The 16,230-nt window shown below is 71.9% G+C and carries 17 protein-coding genes and 1 pseudogene; 8 read left to right on the plus strand and 10 right to left on the minus strand.

Going from position 1 to position 16,230, the window contains the following annotated elements:
• Nucleotides 1-43: 43 nt before the first annotated feature.
• Nucleotides 44-1,498: an aldehyde dehydrogenase family protein gene (locus BJF79_RS16245; protein WP_075898405.1), complete on the minus strand. Its 1,455-nt coding sequence runs from the start codon at nt 1,496-1,498 to the stop codon at nt 44-46.
• 185 nt (nt 1,499-1,683) lie between these two features.
• Here BJF79_RS16245 and BJF79_RS16250 point away from each other — a divergent pair, with 185 nt between their 5' ends.
• The 7 genes and pseudogenes from BJF79_RS16250 (at nt 1,684) to BJF79_RS60200 (ending at nt 7,740) form a co-directional block, all read left to right on the plus strand.
• Nucleotides 1,684-1,971: a putative quinol monooxygenase gene (locus BJF79_RS16250; protein ID WP_075898407.1), complete on the plus strand. Its 288-nt coding sequence runs from the start codon at nt 1,684-1,686 to the stop codon at nt 1,969-1,971.
• A gap of 249 nt (nt 1,972-2,220) precedes the next feature.
• Nucleotides 2,221-3,423 (plus strand): ABC transporter substrate-binding protein, encoded by a 1,203-nt coding sequence (locus BJF79_RS16255; RefSeq protein ID WP_262402113.1) that lies wholly within the window; start codon nt 2,221-2,223, stop codon nt 3,421-3,423.
• On the plus strand, nt 3,405-3,758 hold the full coding sequence (locus BJF79_RS16260; protein ID WP_075898411.1) for a hypothetical protein: 354 nt from the start codon (nt 3,405-3,407) through the stop codon (nt 3,756-3,758). Before BJF79_RS16255 ends, BJF79_RS16260 begins: the two co-directional genes overlap by 19 nt.
• Before the next feature lie 71 nt (nt 3,759-3,829).
• A complete protein-coding gene (locus BJF79_RS16265; RefSeq protein WP_075898413.1) occupies nt 3,830-4,771 on the plus strand; it encodes an ABC transporter permease in 942 nt (313 codons plus the stop codon).
• Nucleotides 4,768-6,663 (plus strand): dipeptide/oligopeptide/nickel ABC transporter permease/ATP-binding protein, encoded by a 1,896-nt coding sequence (locus BJF79_RS16270; RefSeq protein ID WP_083733494.1) that lies wholly within the window; start codon nt 4,768-4,770, stop codon nt 6,661-6,663. The genes BJF79_RS16265 and BJF79_RS16270 overlap by 4 nt, the downstream gene beginning before the upstream one ends.
• 65 nt (nt 6,664-6,728) lie before the next feature.
• Nucleotides 6,729-6,989: pseudogene (locus BJF79_RS60195) on the plus strand (ATP-binding cassette domain-containing protein); the annotation flags it as partial.
• Nucleotides 6,990-7,191: 202 nt separating this feature from the next.
• Nucleotides 7,192-7,740 (plus strand): ABC transporter ATP-binding protein, encoded by a 549-nt coding sequence (locus BJF79_RS60200; RefSeq protein ID WP_075898417.1) that lies wholly within the window; start codon nt 7,192-7,194, stop codon nt 7,738-7,740.
• 77 nt (nt 7,741-7,817) lie between these two features.
• On the opposite strand, the gene BJF79_RS16285 is transcribed toward BJF79_RS60200, so the two are convergent.
• The 9 genes from BJF79_RS16285 to BJF79_RS16325 form a co-directional block, all read right to left on the minus strand.
• The gene (locus BJF79_RS16285; RefSeq protein ID WP_262402114.1) at nt 7,818-8,900 is read right to left on the minus strand and encodes a hypothetical protein; all 1,083 of its coding nucleotides are present in this window, start codon (nt 8,898-8,900) and stop codon (nt 7,818-7,820) included.
• Complete coding sequence (locus BJF79_RS16290; protein WP_075898419.1) at nt 8,873-9,322, minus strand: GlcG/HbpS family heme-binding protein; 450 nt, start codon at nt 9,320-9,322, stop codon at nt 8,873-8,875. The genes BJF79_RS16285 and BJF79_RS16290 overlap by 28 nt, the downstream gene beginning before the upstream one ends.
• Nucleotides 9,319-10,116 carry an alpha/beta fold hydrolase gene (locus tag BJF79_RS16295; RefSeq protein ID WP_075898421.1) on the minus strand — a complete coding sequence of 266 codons (798 nt, stop codon included), beginning with the start codon at nt 10,114-10,116 and terminating at the stop codon, nt 9,319-9,321. The genes BJF79_RS16290 and BJF79_RS16295 overlap by 4 nt, the downstream gene beginning before the upstream one ends.
• 30 nt (nt 10,117-10,146) lie before the next feature.
• A complete protein-coding gene (locus BJF79_RS16300) occupies nt 10,147-10,518 on the minus strand; it encodes a VOC family protein (RefSeq protein ID WP_075898423.1) in 372 nt (123 codons plus the stop codon).
• A complete protein-coding gene (locus tag BJF79_RS16305) occupies nt 10,515-11,276 on the minus strand; it encodes a fumarylacetoacetate hydrolase family protein (RefSeq protein ID WP_143219965.1) in 762 nt (253 codons plus the stop codon). Before BJF79_RS16305 ends, BJF79_RS16300 begins: the two co-directional genes overlap by 4 nt.
• 89 nt (nt 11,277-11,365) lie before the next feature.
• Nucleotides 11,366-12,763 carry an NAD-dependent succinate-semialdehyde dehydrogenase gene (locus BJF79_RS16310; RefSeq protein WP_262402115.1) on the minus strand — a complete coding sequence of 466 codons (1,398 nt, stop codon included), beginning with the start codon at nt 12,761-12,763 and terminating at the stop codon, nt 11,366-11,368.
• A 71-nt stretch (nt 12,764-12,834) separates the two neighbouring features.
• Nucleotides 12,835-13,758 (minus strand): VOC family protein, encoded by a 924-nt coding sequence (locus BJF79_RS16315; protein ID WP_075898425.1) that lies wholly within the window; start codon nt 13,756-13,758, stop codon nt 12,835-12,837.
• Between the two features lie 157 nt (nt 13,759-13,915).
• Nucleotides 13,916-14,827, minus strand: a complete 912-nt coding sequence (locus tag BJF79_RS16320) for a LysR family transcriptional regulator (RefSeq protein WP_075898427.1) — start codon at nt 14,825-14,827, stop codon at nt 13,916-13,918.
• 84 nt (nt 14,828-14,911) lie between these two features.
• On the minus strand, nt 14,912-15,559 hold the full coding sequence (locus BJF79_RS16325; protein WP_083733495.1) for a carboxymuconolactone decarboxylase family protein: 648 nt from the start codon (nt 15,557-15,559) through the stop codon (nt 14,912-14,914).
• Between the two features lie 170 nt (nt 15,560-15,729).
• Here BJF79_RS16325 and BJF79_RS16330 point away from each other — a divergent pair, with 170 nt between their 5' ends.
• Nucleotides 15,730-16,143, plus strand: coding sequence for a cupin domain-containing protein (locus BJF79_RS16330; protein ID WP_075898429.1), 414 nt, complete (start codon nt 15,730-15,732; stop codon nt 16,141-16,143).
• Nucleotides 16,144-16,230: the final 87 nt, after the last annotated feature.

A 16,230-nucleotide genomic window follows, 5' to 3' on the forward strand; every position in this document is an offset into this window, starting at 1 on the left:
GCGTGTTCCATTCGTTCACGATCCATTCTGGGGGCGATACCCGTCAGCTCCGGGAATTGATCGCGAACGTTTTGACCCTCGTGTAGAAGCGGAGGGCCTCCGAACCCTGCTCCTTGAACGGGGAGCCGGAGTCGCGGAACCCGCCGAACGGGTGGTGGACGTCCCAGCCGGACGTGGCGGTGTTCACGGCGACCTGCCCGCAGTCGGCCTCGTCGATGAACCGGTACGCGGCGCCGAGGTCGCGGGTGAACACGGCGGCGGACAGGCCGAAGACCGAGTCGTTCACCTCGTCGATCGCCTGGTCGAGGCCGTCGACCGGGCGCACGATCACGACGGGGCCGAACACCTCGTCGCGCCACACGTCCATCTCCGTGGTGACCTCGGTGAGGATCGTCGGCGACACGTAGCAGCCGTGGTCGAACAGGTCGCCTTCCGGCGCGGACCCGCCGGTCTCGACGCGGGCGCCCTGGACGACCGCCTTGGCGATGGCGGCGAGGACGCCGTCCCGGTGCGACGCGCTGACCAGCGGACCGACCGTCGTCCGGGGGTCCTTGCCCGGGCCGAGCCGGAGCACGGCGACCTCCGCCCGCAGGATCTCCAGGAACCGCCCGTAGACGGCGCGCTCGACCAGGACGCGGCTGGTGGCGGTGCAGCGCTGTCCCGCCTGCCCGAACCCGGCGGGGATCAGGGTGGCGGCCGCGGCCTCCAGGTCGGCGTCCGCGAGGACGACCGTGGCGTTCTTCCCGCCCATCTCCGCCTGGAAACGGACGCTGCGCGCGCCGAACCGGAGCCGCAGCCCCTCCCCCACGCCGTTGCTGCCGGTGAACGTGACGGCGGCGATCCGCGGGTCGTCCAGCAGGGCGTCCGAGAGCTGCGACGTGCGGCCGGTGACGACGTTCAGCACCCCGGCGGGCAGGCCCGCGTCGTGCAGGGCCCGGGCGAGGTGCATGCCCGACATGGGCGTCTCGGTCGCCGGCTTCAGCACTGCGGCGTTCCCGGCCGCGAGGGCGGGCGCGAGCTTGCGGGCCGGGGTCAGCAGCGGATCGTTCCACGGCGTGATCGCCAGCACCACGCCGAGCGGTTCCCGCTGGAAGCCCGCGCGGTGACCGGGACGGGCGTCGTGCAGCAGCGTGCCGTGGCCCTCGCGGGCGGCTCCGGCGTAGTACTCCAGGAAGTCGGCGGCCTTGCCCGCCTCGCCGCGCGCCTCCGCGAGCGTCTTGCCGTTCTCTGTGACGATGTCGGCGGCAACCTCGTCGAGCCGCTCGCGCAGCAGCCCGGCGGCGCCGACCATGACGCGGGCCCGCTCGAACGGGGACGTCCGCCGCCAGGCCGCGAAGCCCGTCTCCGCCGCGTCGTACATGGCGCGGACGTCCCCGGCGGTGAGCGCGGGGATCCGCAGCACGGGCGCACGGACGTCGGTGGGGTCGAAAACGTCGACCCAGTTCTCCGCGCCGATCCAGCGGCCTCCCGAGAGAGTCTCCATCGGCTGTACGACCATCTCTGCTCCTCAATGCCATTACGGGAATTCGCGGGAGACCAGCATCGAGGGCCAACGATAAGAAGCGCGGCACGCGCCGACCACGGTCTTTGAGGCATGCATTGCTTGCACGGTCCGTGCCCTGCCGGGGCGCGTCCGCGTGGTGAAATCGGCCGGTCGACCCGCCCCACGCACGGGAGGAAACCATGTCGTACGCCGTCATCGCCCGCTACCGGTGCGAGCCGCAGGACGCCGATCTCATTCGGGAATCGCTGCTGCTGATGCGCGAGCACACCCGCCGCGAACCGGGGAACCTGCGGTACGTCGTGCACGCCGACACCGAGGACACGGCGTTCATCCTGTACGAGGAGTACACCGACCGGGCGGCCTTCGACGCCCACGCCGCGTCGGAACACTTCGCGGAGCACATCCTCGGCACGGTGCGTCCGAAACTGACGGAGCGGACTGTGCGGTTCGGTGAAGTCCTTCCCTGAACCCGGCCCTTCCCTGAACCCGGTCCTTCCCCGGATCCGCCCCGCACCGCCGCCGCCATTCGGCCGCCCGGCCGCCACCCGTGCGGAACGTGAATCCTAAACTTGCGGCTCCCCGACTGGATCGCGATGGTCCCGGGTTGGAGCATGAGGGCCCTGTTCACCGGGGGTTCGCCGGTTTCCGCCGGAAATGCCGAGCCCCCGGCGGGCACCCACCCCCGACTGCTCCGGCCGAGGAGGAATCCCATCGCGATGAAAACGCAAAGAGGGAAGACGAGAAGAGCGGCGAGACCGGTCATCGCGGTCATGGCCGCCGCCGCCCTGGCGCTCACGGGATGCTCGGGCGGCTCCGGGGGCGGTGCGGGCGGCGCGGCGTCCGGCGTCCTCGCGGTGAACTGGGGCGGCTTCCCCGACAGCTGGGCGCCGGGCGCCGAGATGGAGGCCGGCTACATGCGCGTGCCGTACGAGAACCTCGTCGCGCTCGACCGGCAGGGCGAGATCACGCCGGTGCTCGCCACGAAGTGGGAGCAGACGGACGAGGCGCTCACGCTGACGCTCCGCCAGGGCGTCGTCTTCCACGACGGCACCGCGTTCGACGCCGAGGCCGTCAAGGTCAACCTGGAGACCGTCCAGAAGAGCAAGGGCCCGTACGCGGGCCCGCTGAAGGTCATCGAGTCGATCGACGCGGTCGACGAGCACACCGTCCGGCTGAACCTGTCCGAGCCGACCCCGTCGCTGCTCACGACGCTGTCCACCCGGGCGACGCCGATGGCGAGCCCGAAGGCGATCGCGGCCGGGACCATCGCGCAGGAGCCCGTCGGCACCGGCCCCTGGGCGTACGACCCGGACGCCTCGACCCGGGGCACGCGGATGACGTTCACGTCCTTCCCCAAGTACTGGGGCGGCCCCGACAGCGTCGGCTTCGAGACGATCGAGCTCTACGCGATCCCCGACGACAACGCCGCCGCGGGCGCCCTCAGCAGCGGGCAGGTCGCCGTCACCGACGTCGAGCGGTCGCAGCTGAGCCGGCTCAAGGGCACCCCGGGCATCGAGTCCCTGGCCTACCCCGCGATCCGCAACAACCCGATGTTCTTCGACCGCGGCCCCGGCGGTGTGTTCGAGGACGTCAAGGTGCGCCGGGCCGCGTGCTACGCGCTCGACACCGCGGCGCTCGCCAAGGTCGAGCCCGACTTCAAGCCGCGCAACCAGCACTTCGCCGAAGGCGAGGCCGGGTACAACGCGCAGATCCAGGGTTACGAGCACGACCTGGCGCAGGCGAAAAAGCTGTACGAGGAGGCGGGCAGCCCGCCCGTCGAGGCGACCGTGCTCGCGGCGCCGTTCACCGAGAAGCAGAACCAGGTGTACGCGTCGCAGCTCGCGAAGCTCGGCATGAAGATCAAGGTGCAGGTCGCGCCGCCGCCGCAGTTCTTCTCGACATGGAACAGCGGCAAGTAGCCCTCGGGCTCGGCAGCAACGACGAACTCACCGCCTACGACTGGTACAAGGCGTGGTTCGCGGAGGACGCGCCGGGCAACCCGTCCGGCGTCGAGAGCGAGGCGCTCAAGCAGGCCGCGGACAAGGCGATCGCCGCGGGCACGTCCCCCGAGGCGGCCCGGTTGTGGGGCGAGGTCGCCCGCATCGTCTCCGACGAGGCGCTGACCTGCGGGCACGTCGCGGGCGAGGAGACGATCGCGTGGCAGTCCGGAAAGGTCGAGGGCGTCGACGCGCCGTCCCAGCCCTGGGAGACCAACATGATCAACTACCGTGACCTGCGGCCGGCGGGTGAGTAGCCGGTGGTGATCACGCTCCGGGCGACGATCACCCGAGCGACGGTCACGCGGGCGGCGGGGCGGGGACGCCGATGAGGAAGCTCATCGCGTACCGCCTCGTCTTCGCGGTGCCGCAGCTCGCGGCCGTCTCGCTCCTGGTCTTCGCACTGACCTACCTCGTGCCCGGCAGCCCCGCGGGGGCCATGCTCGGCGCGACCGCGACCCCCGAACGGATCCGGGAGGTCGAGGCGCGGCTCGGCCTCGACCGGCCCGTCTTCGAGCGGATCGGCGACTGGTTCGGGCACGCGCTCGGCGGCGACCTCGGCGTGTCCTACACGTCGTCGCTGCCGGTCACCGACCTGATCGTGCAGCGGATGCCCGCGACGCTCTCGCTGGCCTTCGGCGGGATGGTCGTCGCGCTCGTCCTCGGGATCGGCCTCGGCGCGATCGCCGGGACGCGGCCCGGCCCCGCCGACCGCGCGATCGGCGCGGGCACGTCCGTCGGGCTGGCCGTCCCGGAGTTCTGGTTCGGCCTGATCCTGTCGCTGCTGTTCGCCGTCAAGCTGGGGTGGGTGCCCGTCGTCGCCTACACGCCGTTGACCGAGAACCCGGTCGCGTGGCTGCGGGGGCTGATCCTGCCGTCGCTCGCGCTGGGCATCCCGGCGGCGGCGCTGATCGCCCGGCAGACGCGCGGCGCGATGGTGCAGGCGCTCGCCTCCCCCTACATCGACACCCTCACCGCCGCGGGCGTGCCGCGCCGGACGATCGTCCTGCGCTACGCGCTCAAGAACGCGATGGTGCCGGTGCTGGCTACGGCCGGGCTCACCTTCCGCATCCTGTTCGGCAGCAGCTTCGTCGTCGAGGCCGTCTTCGCGTTCCCCGGCGCCGGGAACCTGCTGCTGACCAGCGTCGTCGCCAAGGACTTCCCGGTCGTCCAGGGCGGGGTCCTGGTGATCGCCGTGCTGATCACCGCCCTGAACCTGCTCATCGACGTCGGGTACGGCCTGCTCGATCCGAAGGTGCGTCCACAATGAGAACTTCGCTGATGCGGCGCGCCGCGCGGCGGCCCCTGGCGTTCGGCGCCGGGGCGTTCCTGCTGCTGCTGGTCGCGGCGGCGGCCGCCGCGCCGCTGATCGCGCCGCACGATCCGCTGGCGCAGAACTACGACGCGCTCCTGCGGGGCCCGTCGGCGGAACACCTGCTCGGCACCGACGAACTGGGCCGCGACACGCTCAGCCGGCTGCTCTACGGCGCGCGGGTCGCGCTGCTGGTCGCGTTCGGCTCGGTCGGCGTCGCCATGCTGATCGGCGTGCCGCTAGGGCTGCTGCTGGGCTACCTCGGCGGCTGGTGGGACCGGATCGGCTCGCGGGCGATGGACGTCTCCGACGCGCTGCCGGGGATGCTGCTCGGCTTCGCCGTCATCGCCGTCCTGGGGCGGGGCATGGGCACGCTGATGCTGGCGATCGGGCTGATCTTCTGCATGAGCTTCGCCCGGATGACCCGCGCGGTGACCCTCGCCGAACGGGAGAAGGTGTACCTGGACGCGGCGCGCGTCGCCGGGCTGGGCACCCCGGAGATCATGTTCCGGCAGGTGCTGCCGAACCTCGCCGGGCCGCTCGTCGTCCAGGCCGCCGTCTACATGGGCGCGGCGATCGGCGTGGAGTCGGCGCTGAGCTTCCTCGGCCTCGGGCTGGAGGCGAGCGAGCCGAGCTGGGGCGGGATGCTCAGCGTCGCCGCGACCGAGCAGGCGCGGCAGCCCTTCCTGCCGTTCCCGCCCGGCCTCGCGATCGTCGTGACCGTGCTGGCGTTCAACTTCGTCAGCGACGGCATCGGCGACGCGCTCGCGGGCGGCCGCACGAAGCCCGCGCGCCGCCGCAAGGCCGTCCTCGCGAAGGCGCCCGTCCCGAAGGCCGTCCCGGCGGATGTCGCCGCCGAGGCCGGTGCCGAGGGCGGGGCCGTCCTGGAGGTCCGGGACGTGACGGTCGAGCTGGAGCGGCCCGGGAAGGAACCCGTGCCGCTCGTGCAGGACGCGCGGCTCACGGTCGGCCGCGCCGAGATGGTCGGGCTGGTCGGCGAGTCCGGCTCGGGGAAGTCGATGCTCGCGCGCGCGGTGCTCGGCCTCCTGCCGCCCGCGACCCGGCTCGCCGCCGGTTCGGTGCGGCTGGACGGCCGGGAGATCGCGGGCCTGCCCGAGAAGGCGCTGCGGGACGTGCGCGGGCGCGGCGTGTCCGTCGTCTTCCAGGACCCGATGACCGCCCTGTCGCCCGTGCACACGATCGGACGGCAGGTCACCGAGCCGCTGCGCGTCCACTTCGGACTGTCGAAGGCCGCCGCCCGGGACCGGGCCGCCGAGCTGCTGCACCGCGTCGGCGTCGAGAACCCGAAGGGGCGCCTCGACGACTACCCGCACCAGTTCTCCGGCGGCATGGCGCAGCGGGTGGCGATCGCCATCGCGCTGGCGGCGCGGCCGCGGCTGCTGATCGCCGACGAGGCCACCTCGGCCCTCGACGTGACGACGCAGAGCCAGGTCATCGACCTGCTGCTCGGCCTGCGCGACGAGCTCGACATGGCCGTCCTGCTGATCACCCACGACCTCGGCGTCGTCGCCGAGAGCTGCGACCGGGCCGCGGTGATGTACGCGGGCCAGATCGTCGAGACGGGCCCGGTGCGGGAGTTGTTCGACCGGCCGCGGCACCCCTACACCGCGGCGCTGCTGGCCGCCGACCCGTCCGGCGAGGCCGAGGCCGACCGGCTGCCGACGATCCCCGGCGGCGTCCCCCTCGCGGGCGAGTGGCCGGCCGGATGCCGCTTCGCGAACCGCTGCGCGTTCGCGCGGGAGGACTGCGGGACGCGTCCCGTCCCGATCGTCGGCGACGTGCGCTGCCTGCGCGCGGAAGAGCTCACCCTGGAGGTGTCGGAACGGTGAAGGACACCGGAGAGCGGCTCCTGGACGTCCGTGATCTCACGGTCGGCTACGAGGCGGGCCGCGCGATGCAGTTGCGCAAGGAGCAAGTGAAGGCCGTCGACGCCGTCAGCTTCGACCTGCGGCCGGGCGAGACGCTCGGCCTGGTCGGCGAGTCGGGGTCGGGCAAGAGCACCATCGGACGGGCGCTGCTGCGGCTCGTCGACGTCACGAGCGGCACGATCGACTTCGACGGGCTCGACGTGACGGCCCTCGGCCGCCGCACCCCGCTGACGTACCGGCGCGCCGTCCAGGCGGTGTTCCAGGACCCGATGTCCTCGCTCAACCCGCGGCACGCCGTCGCGCGGGCGGTGACGGTGCCGCTGCGCCGGCACGGGATCGGCGACGAGGCGGCGCGCGACGCCGCGCGGCCGAGGCGTTCGAGCGGGTCGGGCTGTCGCGGGCGCACCTGGGCCGCCGTCCGGCGAGCTGTCGGGCGGGCAGCGGCAGCGGGTCGCGATCGCGCGGGCGCTCGCCCTCGAACCGCGGCTGGTGGTGTGCGACGAGGCGGTCAGCGCGCTCGACGTGTCGACGCAGAGCCAGATCATCAATCTCCTCGCCGACCTGCGGGAGTCGACGGGCACGAGCTACCTGTTCATCGCGCACGACCTGCGCGTGGTGCGGCACATCTCGCACCGCGTCGCCGTCCTGCACGCCGGACGGCTCGTGGAGGCCGCGCCCGTCCGCACCCTGTTCGACTCGCCGAAGCACCCGTACACGCGGGCCCTGCTCGCGGCGAGCCCGTCGGCACATCCGGACGGGCGGGAGCGGCGCCGGTCGCGGCGGGAGAACTACGAGCCGAACCGGACCGGGGAACCGATCGTCCGGGGTTCGGCGGGATGCCCGTTCCGGGGCCGCTGCGCCCGCGTCATGGACGTGTGCGCCACGACCACGCCCGTCCTGCGGGAGCTCGCCGACGGCAGCCGCGTCGCCTGCCACCTGTACGAGGGCGACGGGGCGACGGGCGCGGGCGGGTCGAAGGACGGGGCGGTGCACCTGGGGCAGAAGATCCACCGGGGCCGGTCGTCCTCGTCCGCCTGACGCGGCGCGGCCCGCACGCAGTAAGGGCCCGGTCCACCGAACGGTGGGACCGGGCCCTTACGGCTCGCGGAGGGGGCTCAGAGTTCGTTGCCCCAGCACATGCGGGCGATGGTCTCCACGTGGATGAGCTTGCGGCGCTGGTCGTCGGCGGAGATCTTCGCGCCGCCCGCGACGTCGGAGAAGCCGGCGCTGGGGAGCACCGCGATGTCCTCGATGTCCTTCAGCTCGGCGGCGGCGTCCATCCGCTGCATGATCGTCTCGACGTCCTCCAGTTCGGCCACCGCGGGGTCGACGATGCCCAGGGCGGCGTCGCGGTCGGCGGGGACGGCGCGCAGCAGGTCGAGTTCGGCGTCGGTGCCCTTGTCGTAGGGCAGCACCCAGCGGTCGACGGGCAGGCCGCCGAACAGCCGCTCGGCCGCGTCCCGGTTCACCGGGTCGGCCCGGTGGGTCGGGCAGAGGCCGATGCGGACGTCCTCGGGCTTGTCGCGCACGTCCACCGCGATCGAGTCGATGGCGACGGCCTCGTCGAGGGTCAGCGGCTGCCCGCCGCGGTCGAACACGTACGACGCGTACCGGAAGTTGTTCAGCTGGACGAGCCGGACGCCGCGCGCGATGAGCAGCTCGATCTCGTCCCGGACGATCCGGGCGAGGGCCTCGCCGAACTCGACCGCGCTCGGGTAGGCCGCGGTGGACACCGCCGAGTCGTAGCAGGTGGCCGCGAGGTACGCCGGGGACGGCAGGGTGGCCTTCGGGGCGGCGGTCCCGGCCGTCTTCTTGACCCCGTCGTACCCGTCGGCGATCAGCGGGCCGCCCGCCTTGAGCTCGCCGTCGACCACCCAGCGGGGACGGCCGTACTTGTCGGTGCCGGTGGCCGGGCGGAGCCCGCCGACGGTGCCGAGGATCGCGCCGCGGAAGTCCGCGCGGCGGAACTCGCCGTCGGTGGCGACGGACATGCGCAGCTTGCGCTGGTACCGGGCGGACTCGGTGATCGCCTCGTCCTCGACGGCGCGCAGGCCCGCGTCGTCCAGGTCGCGGCGGCGTGCCGGGCGCGCGCGTTCAGCACCTCGGCGGGCCGGATCAGGCTGCCGTGGTGGTCGATGCGGAACTTGAAGGTGTCGGCCATGCCGCTCTCCTACTTTCGGGGGGCGCCGGTTCCCCACGCGGGGAACTCCAGCTCGTAGCCCAGCTCGGCGAGGACCTCGTCGCAGATCTGCTGGTCCTCGGCGGGGGTGCCGCCGGAGACGCCGAGCCCGCCGATGATCTCCCCGTCGCGCTTGATGGTGACGCCGCCGTCCGTCGCGACGATGGGGTGCGTGCCCATCGTCGACAGCTGGGCGAAGAAGCCCGGGTTGCTCTCGGCCCAGTTCTTCAGCATGTTGCTGGGCCGTTCCATCACCGCGGCCGTGTACGCCTTGCTCATCGCGATGCTCGGGGTGAGCGGGCGGGCGCCGTCCGAACGCTTGATCAGCACGGCGAAGCCGCCGGCGTCCACGATCGCGATGCTGAGCGCCTTGCCGATCGCCGCGCCGCGTTCGAGCGCGCCGGAGACGATCTCCTCGGCCTGTGCCTGGGTGAGTTTCATACGGTGGCCTTCCCGGTGGCGGACTTCTGGGTCAGGGATTCGCGGGCGCGGACGACGGCGGCGTTGAACAGGTCCGGCCGCTCCCAGTACATGGAGTGCGGGGCGCCGGGGACGATGTCGAGCCGGGACCCCGCGACGAGCTCGTGGGCCCGCCGGACGGTCGCGGTGCTCAGCACCGCGTCCCGCTCCCCCGCCAGGAACGTGATCTCCAGGCCGGACGCGACGATGTCGCCGATGCTCGGCCCGTTCACCGACAGGTTCCGCAGGTCGGCCATCTTGGCCGCGTTGAACGTCCCCATCTGCTGGAACAGGAACGTCAGGTCGGGGCGGTCCTGCTGGAACCCCTTGCTGAGCAGCCGGTCGATGACGGGCAGCTTCACCGCCTCGGCCCGGTCGGCGGCGACCAGCTTCGACAGCTCCGGGTGGTCCAGGCCGCCGAGGGAGTGGCCGAGGACGACGCCGCCGACCCGGTCGGGACGGCTCAGCCCGGCCTTCAGCGCGGCGACCGCGCCGATCGACTGGCCGACGAGCAGCGCACCGGTCAGCTTCTCCTTCTCCAGGACGGCGACGATGTCGCCGGGGAAGTCCCGGCCGTCGAACTCCGGCATCGAGGAGTCGGAGTTGCCGAAACCGCGCAGGTCGACCGTCACGACGGTGTACCGGCCGCGCAGCGCGGCGACCTGCTGCCACCAGGCCGCGTGGTGGCCGCCGGAACCGTGCACCAGCAGCACCGCCGGGCCGTCGCCGTGCCGCTCGTAATAAATGGAGGTGCCGTCAGACTTGGCGACGCCCATATCGTTTCTCCTTATCGCCTTTACGGCGCGTCATTCGGGGCGCTTGCCGTGGTACACGAGCTCGATCATCGTGTGGTCGGGGTCGTGGATGTAGCAGAACTTCGACTGGTTCTCCGGCCGCTCGATCGGCCGGGTGTGCCGGATGCCCAGCTCCTTGAGGTGGGCGAGGAACTCGTCCCAGTCGTCCACTTCGATGGCGAAGTGGTAGGGCGCCATCCGGTCCATTTCCTCGACCGGGGTGAAGTGCAGGTCGAAGTTCCCGCGCGTCATCAGCAGGACCTTCGTGTTGCTCTTGGCGGGAATGTGCTTGAGCCCGAAGACCTTGGAGTACCACTCCTTGGTCCGCTCGACGTCGGTGGTCGGGAAGTTCACGTGATGGATGTAGCGAGGCTTGTTGCTCATCGCGGGCGCCTTTCCTCTTCTTCTGCTTCTTCTGCTTCGTCGGCTTCTTCGGCGTGCACGGGATTGGACAGGACGCCGATCCCGCTGATCTCGATGTCGATCGTCTGTCCCGGCTCGATCTGGCAGGTGCCGTCCGCGCCCATCCACAGGACGTCGCCGGGGCGCATCGTGATGTACTTCGTGGTCTCGACGACGTACTCGTACGGGTCGAAGATCATCGCTCCGGTGGCGAAGGACGCGCGGGGCTCGCCGTCGACGCGCATCGTCGTCGTCTGGACGAGCGGGTCGACGTCGGTCTCGATCCACGGGCCCATCGGCTTGAACGTGTCGCTGTTCTTGCTTCGCCAGAACGAGCGGTCGGCGTGCTGCCAGGCGCGCGCGCTGACGTCGTTGCCGATCGTCCAGCCGAAGATCGACTCCTGTGCCTCCGCGTACGTCGCGCGCCGCAGCGTCCGTCCGATGACGGCGACGACCTCGCCCTCGGCCTCGAACCGCCCCTCGACGCCCGCGGGCTTGACGATGGGCGAGCCGTGCCCGGTGAGGGCGTTGTTGGCCCGGTACGCGACCTCGGGACGGGCGGGCGCGATCGCCGCGCCGTAGCCCTTCGCGAGGGCGTGCTCGATGTGGCCCGTGTAGTTGAGGCCCACCGCGTAGAACACCGGCGGGACGACGGGCGGCAGCAGGACGGCCGTGGCCAGCGGGATCGGCCGCCCGGCGGCGGACGGGACGTCCGCCAGCGGCGACCCGCCCAGCGGCACGACGCGCCGCCGCCCGCGAACCCCGCGCCTCGACGCGTCCCCACACGGCGCGGCCGCCGATCTCGACCCGGCAGAATCGCATCGGCGCCTCAGTCCCGCAGCAGGTGGGAGACGCGCTTGGTGACGAGGTAGCCCTCCAGGCCCTCGGGGCCGCCCTCGCGGCCGTGGCCGCTCTCCTTGAACCCGCCCGACGGGGCCTCGTGCACCGAGCCGCCGCAGTGGTTGATCGACAGGATGCCCGCCTCGAAGCCGCGGACGAGCCGCTCGGCGGTCGCCGCCGACTTCGTGAACCCGTAGGCGGCGAGCCCGTAGGGCAGGGAGTTCGCGGTGGCGAGGGCGTCGTCGAGGTCGGTGAACGCGACGATCGGCGCGATCGGCCCGAACGGCTCCTCGCGCATGACGCGGGCGTCCGGCGGGACGTCGGTGAGGACGGTCGGGGCGAAGAAGTAACCCGGACGGTCGAGGCGCGCGCCCCCGCGGAGCACGGCGGCCCCGCGGCTCACGGCGTCGGCGACCAGCTCCTCCATCGCCTTGACGCGGCGCTCGTTGGCCATCGGGCCCATGGTCACGCCCTCGTCCAGGCCGTTGCCGACGACGACCGCGTCGGCGGCCCGCGCGAACTCGGCGGTGAACTCCCCGATGAGGCTCTCGTGCACGAGGAAGCGGCTGGGCGAGGTGCAGACCTGCCCGGCGTTGGCGAACTTGGCGCGGGCGGCGCGGCGCGCGGCGTCCACCGGGTCGGCGTCCGCGCAGACGATCACGGGGGCGTGCCCGCCCAGCTCCATCAGCGTCGGCTTCATCTCGGCTCCCGCCCGCGCGGCGAGCAGCTTGCCGACCGGGATGGAGCCGGTGAACGCCACCAGCCGGACGGCGGGCGACGCGATGAGGTGCGCCGACACCTCGGCGGGTTCGCCGAACACGAGGTTCAGCGCCCCGGCGGGCACCCCGGCCTCGGCGAAGCAGCGGACGATCTCGCACGCCGTGCCGGGCGTCTCCTCGGACGCCTTGATGACGATCGAGCATCCGGCGGCCAGCGCGGCGGAGATCTTGCGCATCGGGGACCCGGCCGGGAAGTTCCACGGGACGAACGCGGCGACGGGCCCGACGGGCTCGCGGCGGACCGACAGCACCGTGTCGTCCGCCGAGGGAATGACGCGCCCGTAGGCGCGGCGCGCGTCGTAGGCGTGCCAGCGCAGCGAGCCGGCGACGCGCCGGGCCTCGCCCGCGGCCTCGGCGAGCGGCTTGCCCTGCTCCCGGGTCATGACGCGGCCGACCCGGTCGGCGCGCTCGGCGAGCAGACCGGCGGCGGCGTGCAGGACGGCCGTGCGCTCGGCGATCGGGGTCGACCGCCAGGTCTCGAAGCCGGTGCCGGCCGCGGCGAGCGCGCGGTCGAGGTCGCCGGGCGCGCCAGCGGGACCCGTCCGATGACTTCCTCGGTGGCGGGGTCGAGGACGGGTTCGGTCCGTCCGGTCGCGCCGGAACACCATTCGCCCGCGATGTACATCCGCGGGTCGGGGTACTGCTCGGTCATGGACTCTCTTCTCGTCGTCTCGCGGTGCTAGCGGTCGGCGCCGTCGGGCGCGTCCCGGGAGGTCCGCAGCGTCCAGATGTGGTGCGGCGGGGTGGTCTCGTGGACCCGGGTGCCGTAGGAGGCGTCCACGCGGTCCATGTCGGCGGCGAGTTCGACCCGCCCGCCGCACGGCGCGTGCACGAACCGGAAGACGTTCGAGCCGACCGTGTGCCGGCCGAGCCGCCGCGCCTCCCGCCAGCCCCGCTCGATCATGTGGTTGCCGCCCTCGATGACGTCGTCGAAGCCGGGGACCTCGAACGACGTGTGGTTCATCCCGGCCCGGTCGGGCCGGTGGCACAGCAGGAGGTTGTGCTGGTCGTCGTCGCCCTCGCACTGCATGAACGTGCCCATCGGCTTCACGACGTCGGTCGGGACGAAGCCCAGCCGGTCGACGTAGAAGGCGTTCGCCGCCTCGCGGCCCGCCTTCGGGATGTTCAGCGCGACGTGGCACATCCGCAGCGGCCGGACCCGCCCGACGGACGTCACCGACGCGTTCCAGCGGGTGACGCGGCCCATCGTGTTGCCGGTGCGCGGGGCGTCCGGTGCCCGCCCGTTCGGACGGGCGAGCGCGAGCCCGAGGCCGAAGCCGGTCTCGTCGACCGTGTGGTGGACGCCGTCGGCGGTGCGGCGCACGTCCCGGTCGGCCCCGGCCGCGGCGACCAGCCGGTCCAGCTCCGCGGGGGTGTCGACGCCCCAGACGACCTCGCGGACGGTCGGTCCCGGCTCCGGGGGCGGCGGCAGTCCGGGATCGGCGGCGGTGTCGAGGACGACGGTCTGCCCGACGAGCGTCTCGAACACGGCGCGGGTCTCGTCGCGCGCCACGGGCGTCAGCCCGAAATCGTCGAAGAACCGGGCGCACTCGTCGAGATCCTCGACGCCGTAGACGACCGACTCGATGCGCTGGATTCCCACCGGATTACCTTCCTTAATGCGCCGCCGCGTGCCGCCGTTCCTCCGGGCACACGTTGATCCTAGAAAGCCGATAACCCGCGCCCAACACCTCGAACGGCGCGGATACCGCAAGCCTTAGTTGCAGAAAGCGGACCCCGGGAGAGTCAGGGCCGGGCGGTCAGATCTCGAACGCCGGGATGGGGTTCTCCGAAAACCAGGTGGTCAGGAAATCCAGGAAGACCTCGACCTTGCGGGGCGCCTGCGCGGACGGCCCGTAGATCGCGTACAGCGACCGGGCGGGCACCGGAAGCTCCGGCAGCAGCACCCGCAGGGCGCCGCTCATCAGGTCGTCGTACGCCGGCCGGGACGGGAGCAGGGCGATGCCGCGCCCGTGCACGGCGGCTTTCTGCAACGCGATGTAGGAGTTCGACTGGAACGCCACGTTGCGGATCTTGTGCAGGGTGCTCTCGTGGCCGTGGCCGATCCGCCACACCGGGTCGTTGACGTGCACGAGGCACTGGTGCACCGCGATGTCGTTCGGGTCCTTCAGCGTGCCGTGCCGCTCGATGTAGGACTCGGCCGCGCACAGCACGAACGGCAGCGACGCGATCTTCTTCAACCGGACGCTGGAGTCGCGGAGGTCGCGGGTGTGGAACGCGACGTCGAATCCGCTGTCCAGGAAATCGTACGTCCGGTCGGACATGCCGCCCAGCTCGAACCGCACGTTGATCTTCGGGTGGGCGACGGAGAAGGCCGAGATCGCGTCCCCGAGATCGAGACTGCCGATCCATTTCGGACAGATGATCGACAATGGTCCCTCGGGACGGTCGTGCAGATCGGCGATGCTCGCGTCCTCGGCGTCGATCTCGTCCAGGATCCGCTGCGCGAACCGGCTGTAGCGCAGCCCCGGCTCGGTGAGGCTGATCGACCGCGCGGTGCGGTTGACCAGCCGGACGCCGACCTGCTTCTCCAGGTCGGCGACATGGCGGGAGATGAGCGACCCGGAGGAGCCCAGGACCTTGGCGGCGCCGCTGAAGCTGCCGACCTTGGCCACCGTGACGAAGCTGCGCATGATGAGCAGGCGGTCCATTGACTCCTCCGGGGCGGAATGGGTGAAGGGGGCTCCCATCCTTCACCCGGGTTTTCGAACTGTCCAGATTTAAGATTTAGGGCTTCACGTTTCGTCCGGACGGTATTGCGGTGCGTCACCGGCGTCGTCCTCGGTGGCCGATTCGGCGGGGTTCTCCCGGCCGGGCTCCACGCGCCCGTATCCGCGGACGTCCGGAAAGGGCGGCGTCCGGTCGGGCTGCAGATCGACCTCGAATGCGTTGAGCAGCATGCCGAGCATCGTGAAGTTGCCGAGCGCCCCCACCGCGTCCACCAGTCCCCGCGGCCCGAAGTGCTCCAGCGCGGCCCGGAATGTGTCCTCGGTGACGAAGCGGTCCTCCAGCAGCTCGTGGCAGAACCGGTAGAAGGCCGCGTCCGCCGCCGAGCCGAACTCCGGCTCGCGGCGCGCGGCGATCGCCTCGACCGCCGCGCGGGGGATCCCCGACTCGACGGCCTTGTCGACGTGCGCGTTCCAGGAGTACTGGGCGTCGCGGTGCCGGGCCGCCATCAGCAGGGAGAGTTCGCGCAGCCGCAGCGGCAGGCTCGACTCGAACCGGCAGTAGGCGCCGAGCGCCTCGACGAGCTCGCACAGTTCCGGGCTCCGCAGCCACACCCGGTACGGCCCGCGGACCGCGCCCCGGCGACCGGCGATGCGCGCGCCGATCTCGCGCTGCCGTTCGTCCATCTCCTCCGGAGCGATGACGGGAAGTCTCATGAGCGACCGAATCCTTGCCTCTCGTGGTTGTGCCGCCAGAACGTACAGCGCGGGCGCCGCACCCCCACAGATCGCCGGATGCAAGGTAAGGGTGCATTTCTCGTGCAGGTGCGGGGCTGCCTTCCGGCTCTACTCTCGGAGCACATCGAGCTTTTCTGGAGGCCGGCACCATGACAGTGATCATCAAGTCGTCGGAGGTCGCGAAGCTGGACCGCGGCGGCGCGATCGTCACGACCCCGCTGATCACGACGCCGTCGGCGGCCGGCGAGAACCGGATCACCAGCGGGATGAGCGTCTACCCCGTCGGTACGGGCGCCCCCATGCATTCGCACAACTGCGACGAGCACGTCACCGTCCTAGAAGGCGACGCGGAAGTGTGGGTGGAAGGCGGGACGACCCGGCTCGGCCGTTTCGACACGACCTATATTCCTTCGCCCGTTCCCCATCTGTTCCGGAACGTCGGCGACACCCCGCTGCGAATTCTCTGGGTTTACACGTCGGGCCATGTCACCCGGACGTTCACCGACACCGGCGTCACCGTGGAACACCTCTCCCCGCAAGACCAGATGGGCGGCCGCCCGTAGGCGGCTCGCCGTCCCGGCGCTCCCGCCGTCCCCGGCCACGACGATGCGCTGCGGGTCCTCGCCGACGGTGACCTCGTGGCCGAAGCC

Origin of the sequence: Actinomadura sp. CNU-125, from assembly GCF_001942465.1 — a bacterium.
Taxonomy (GTDB): Bacteria; Actinomycetota; Actinomycetes; order Streptosporangiales; family Streptosporangiaceae; genus Spirillospora.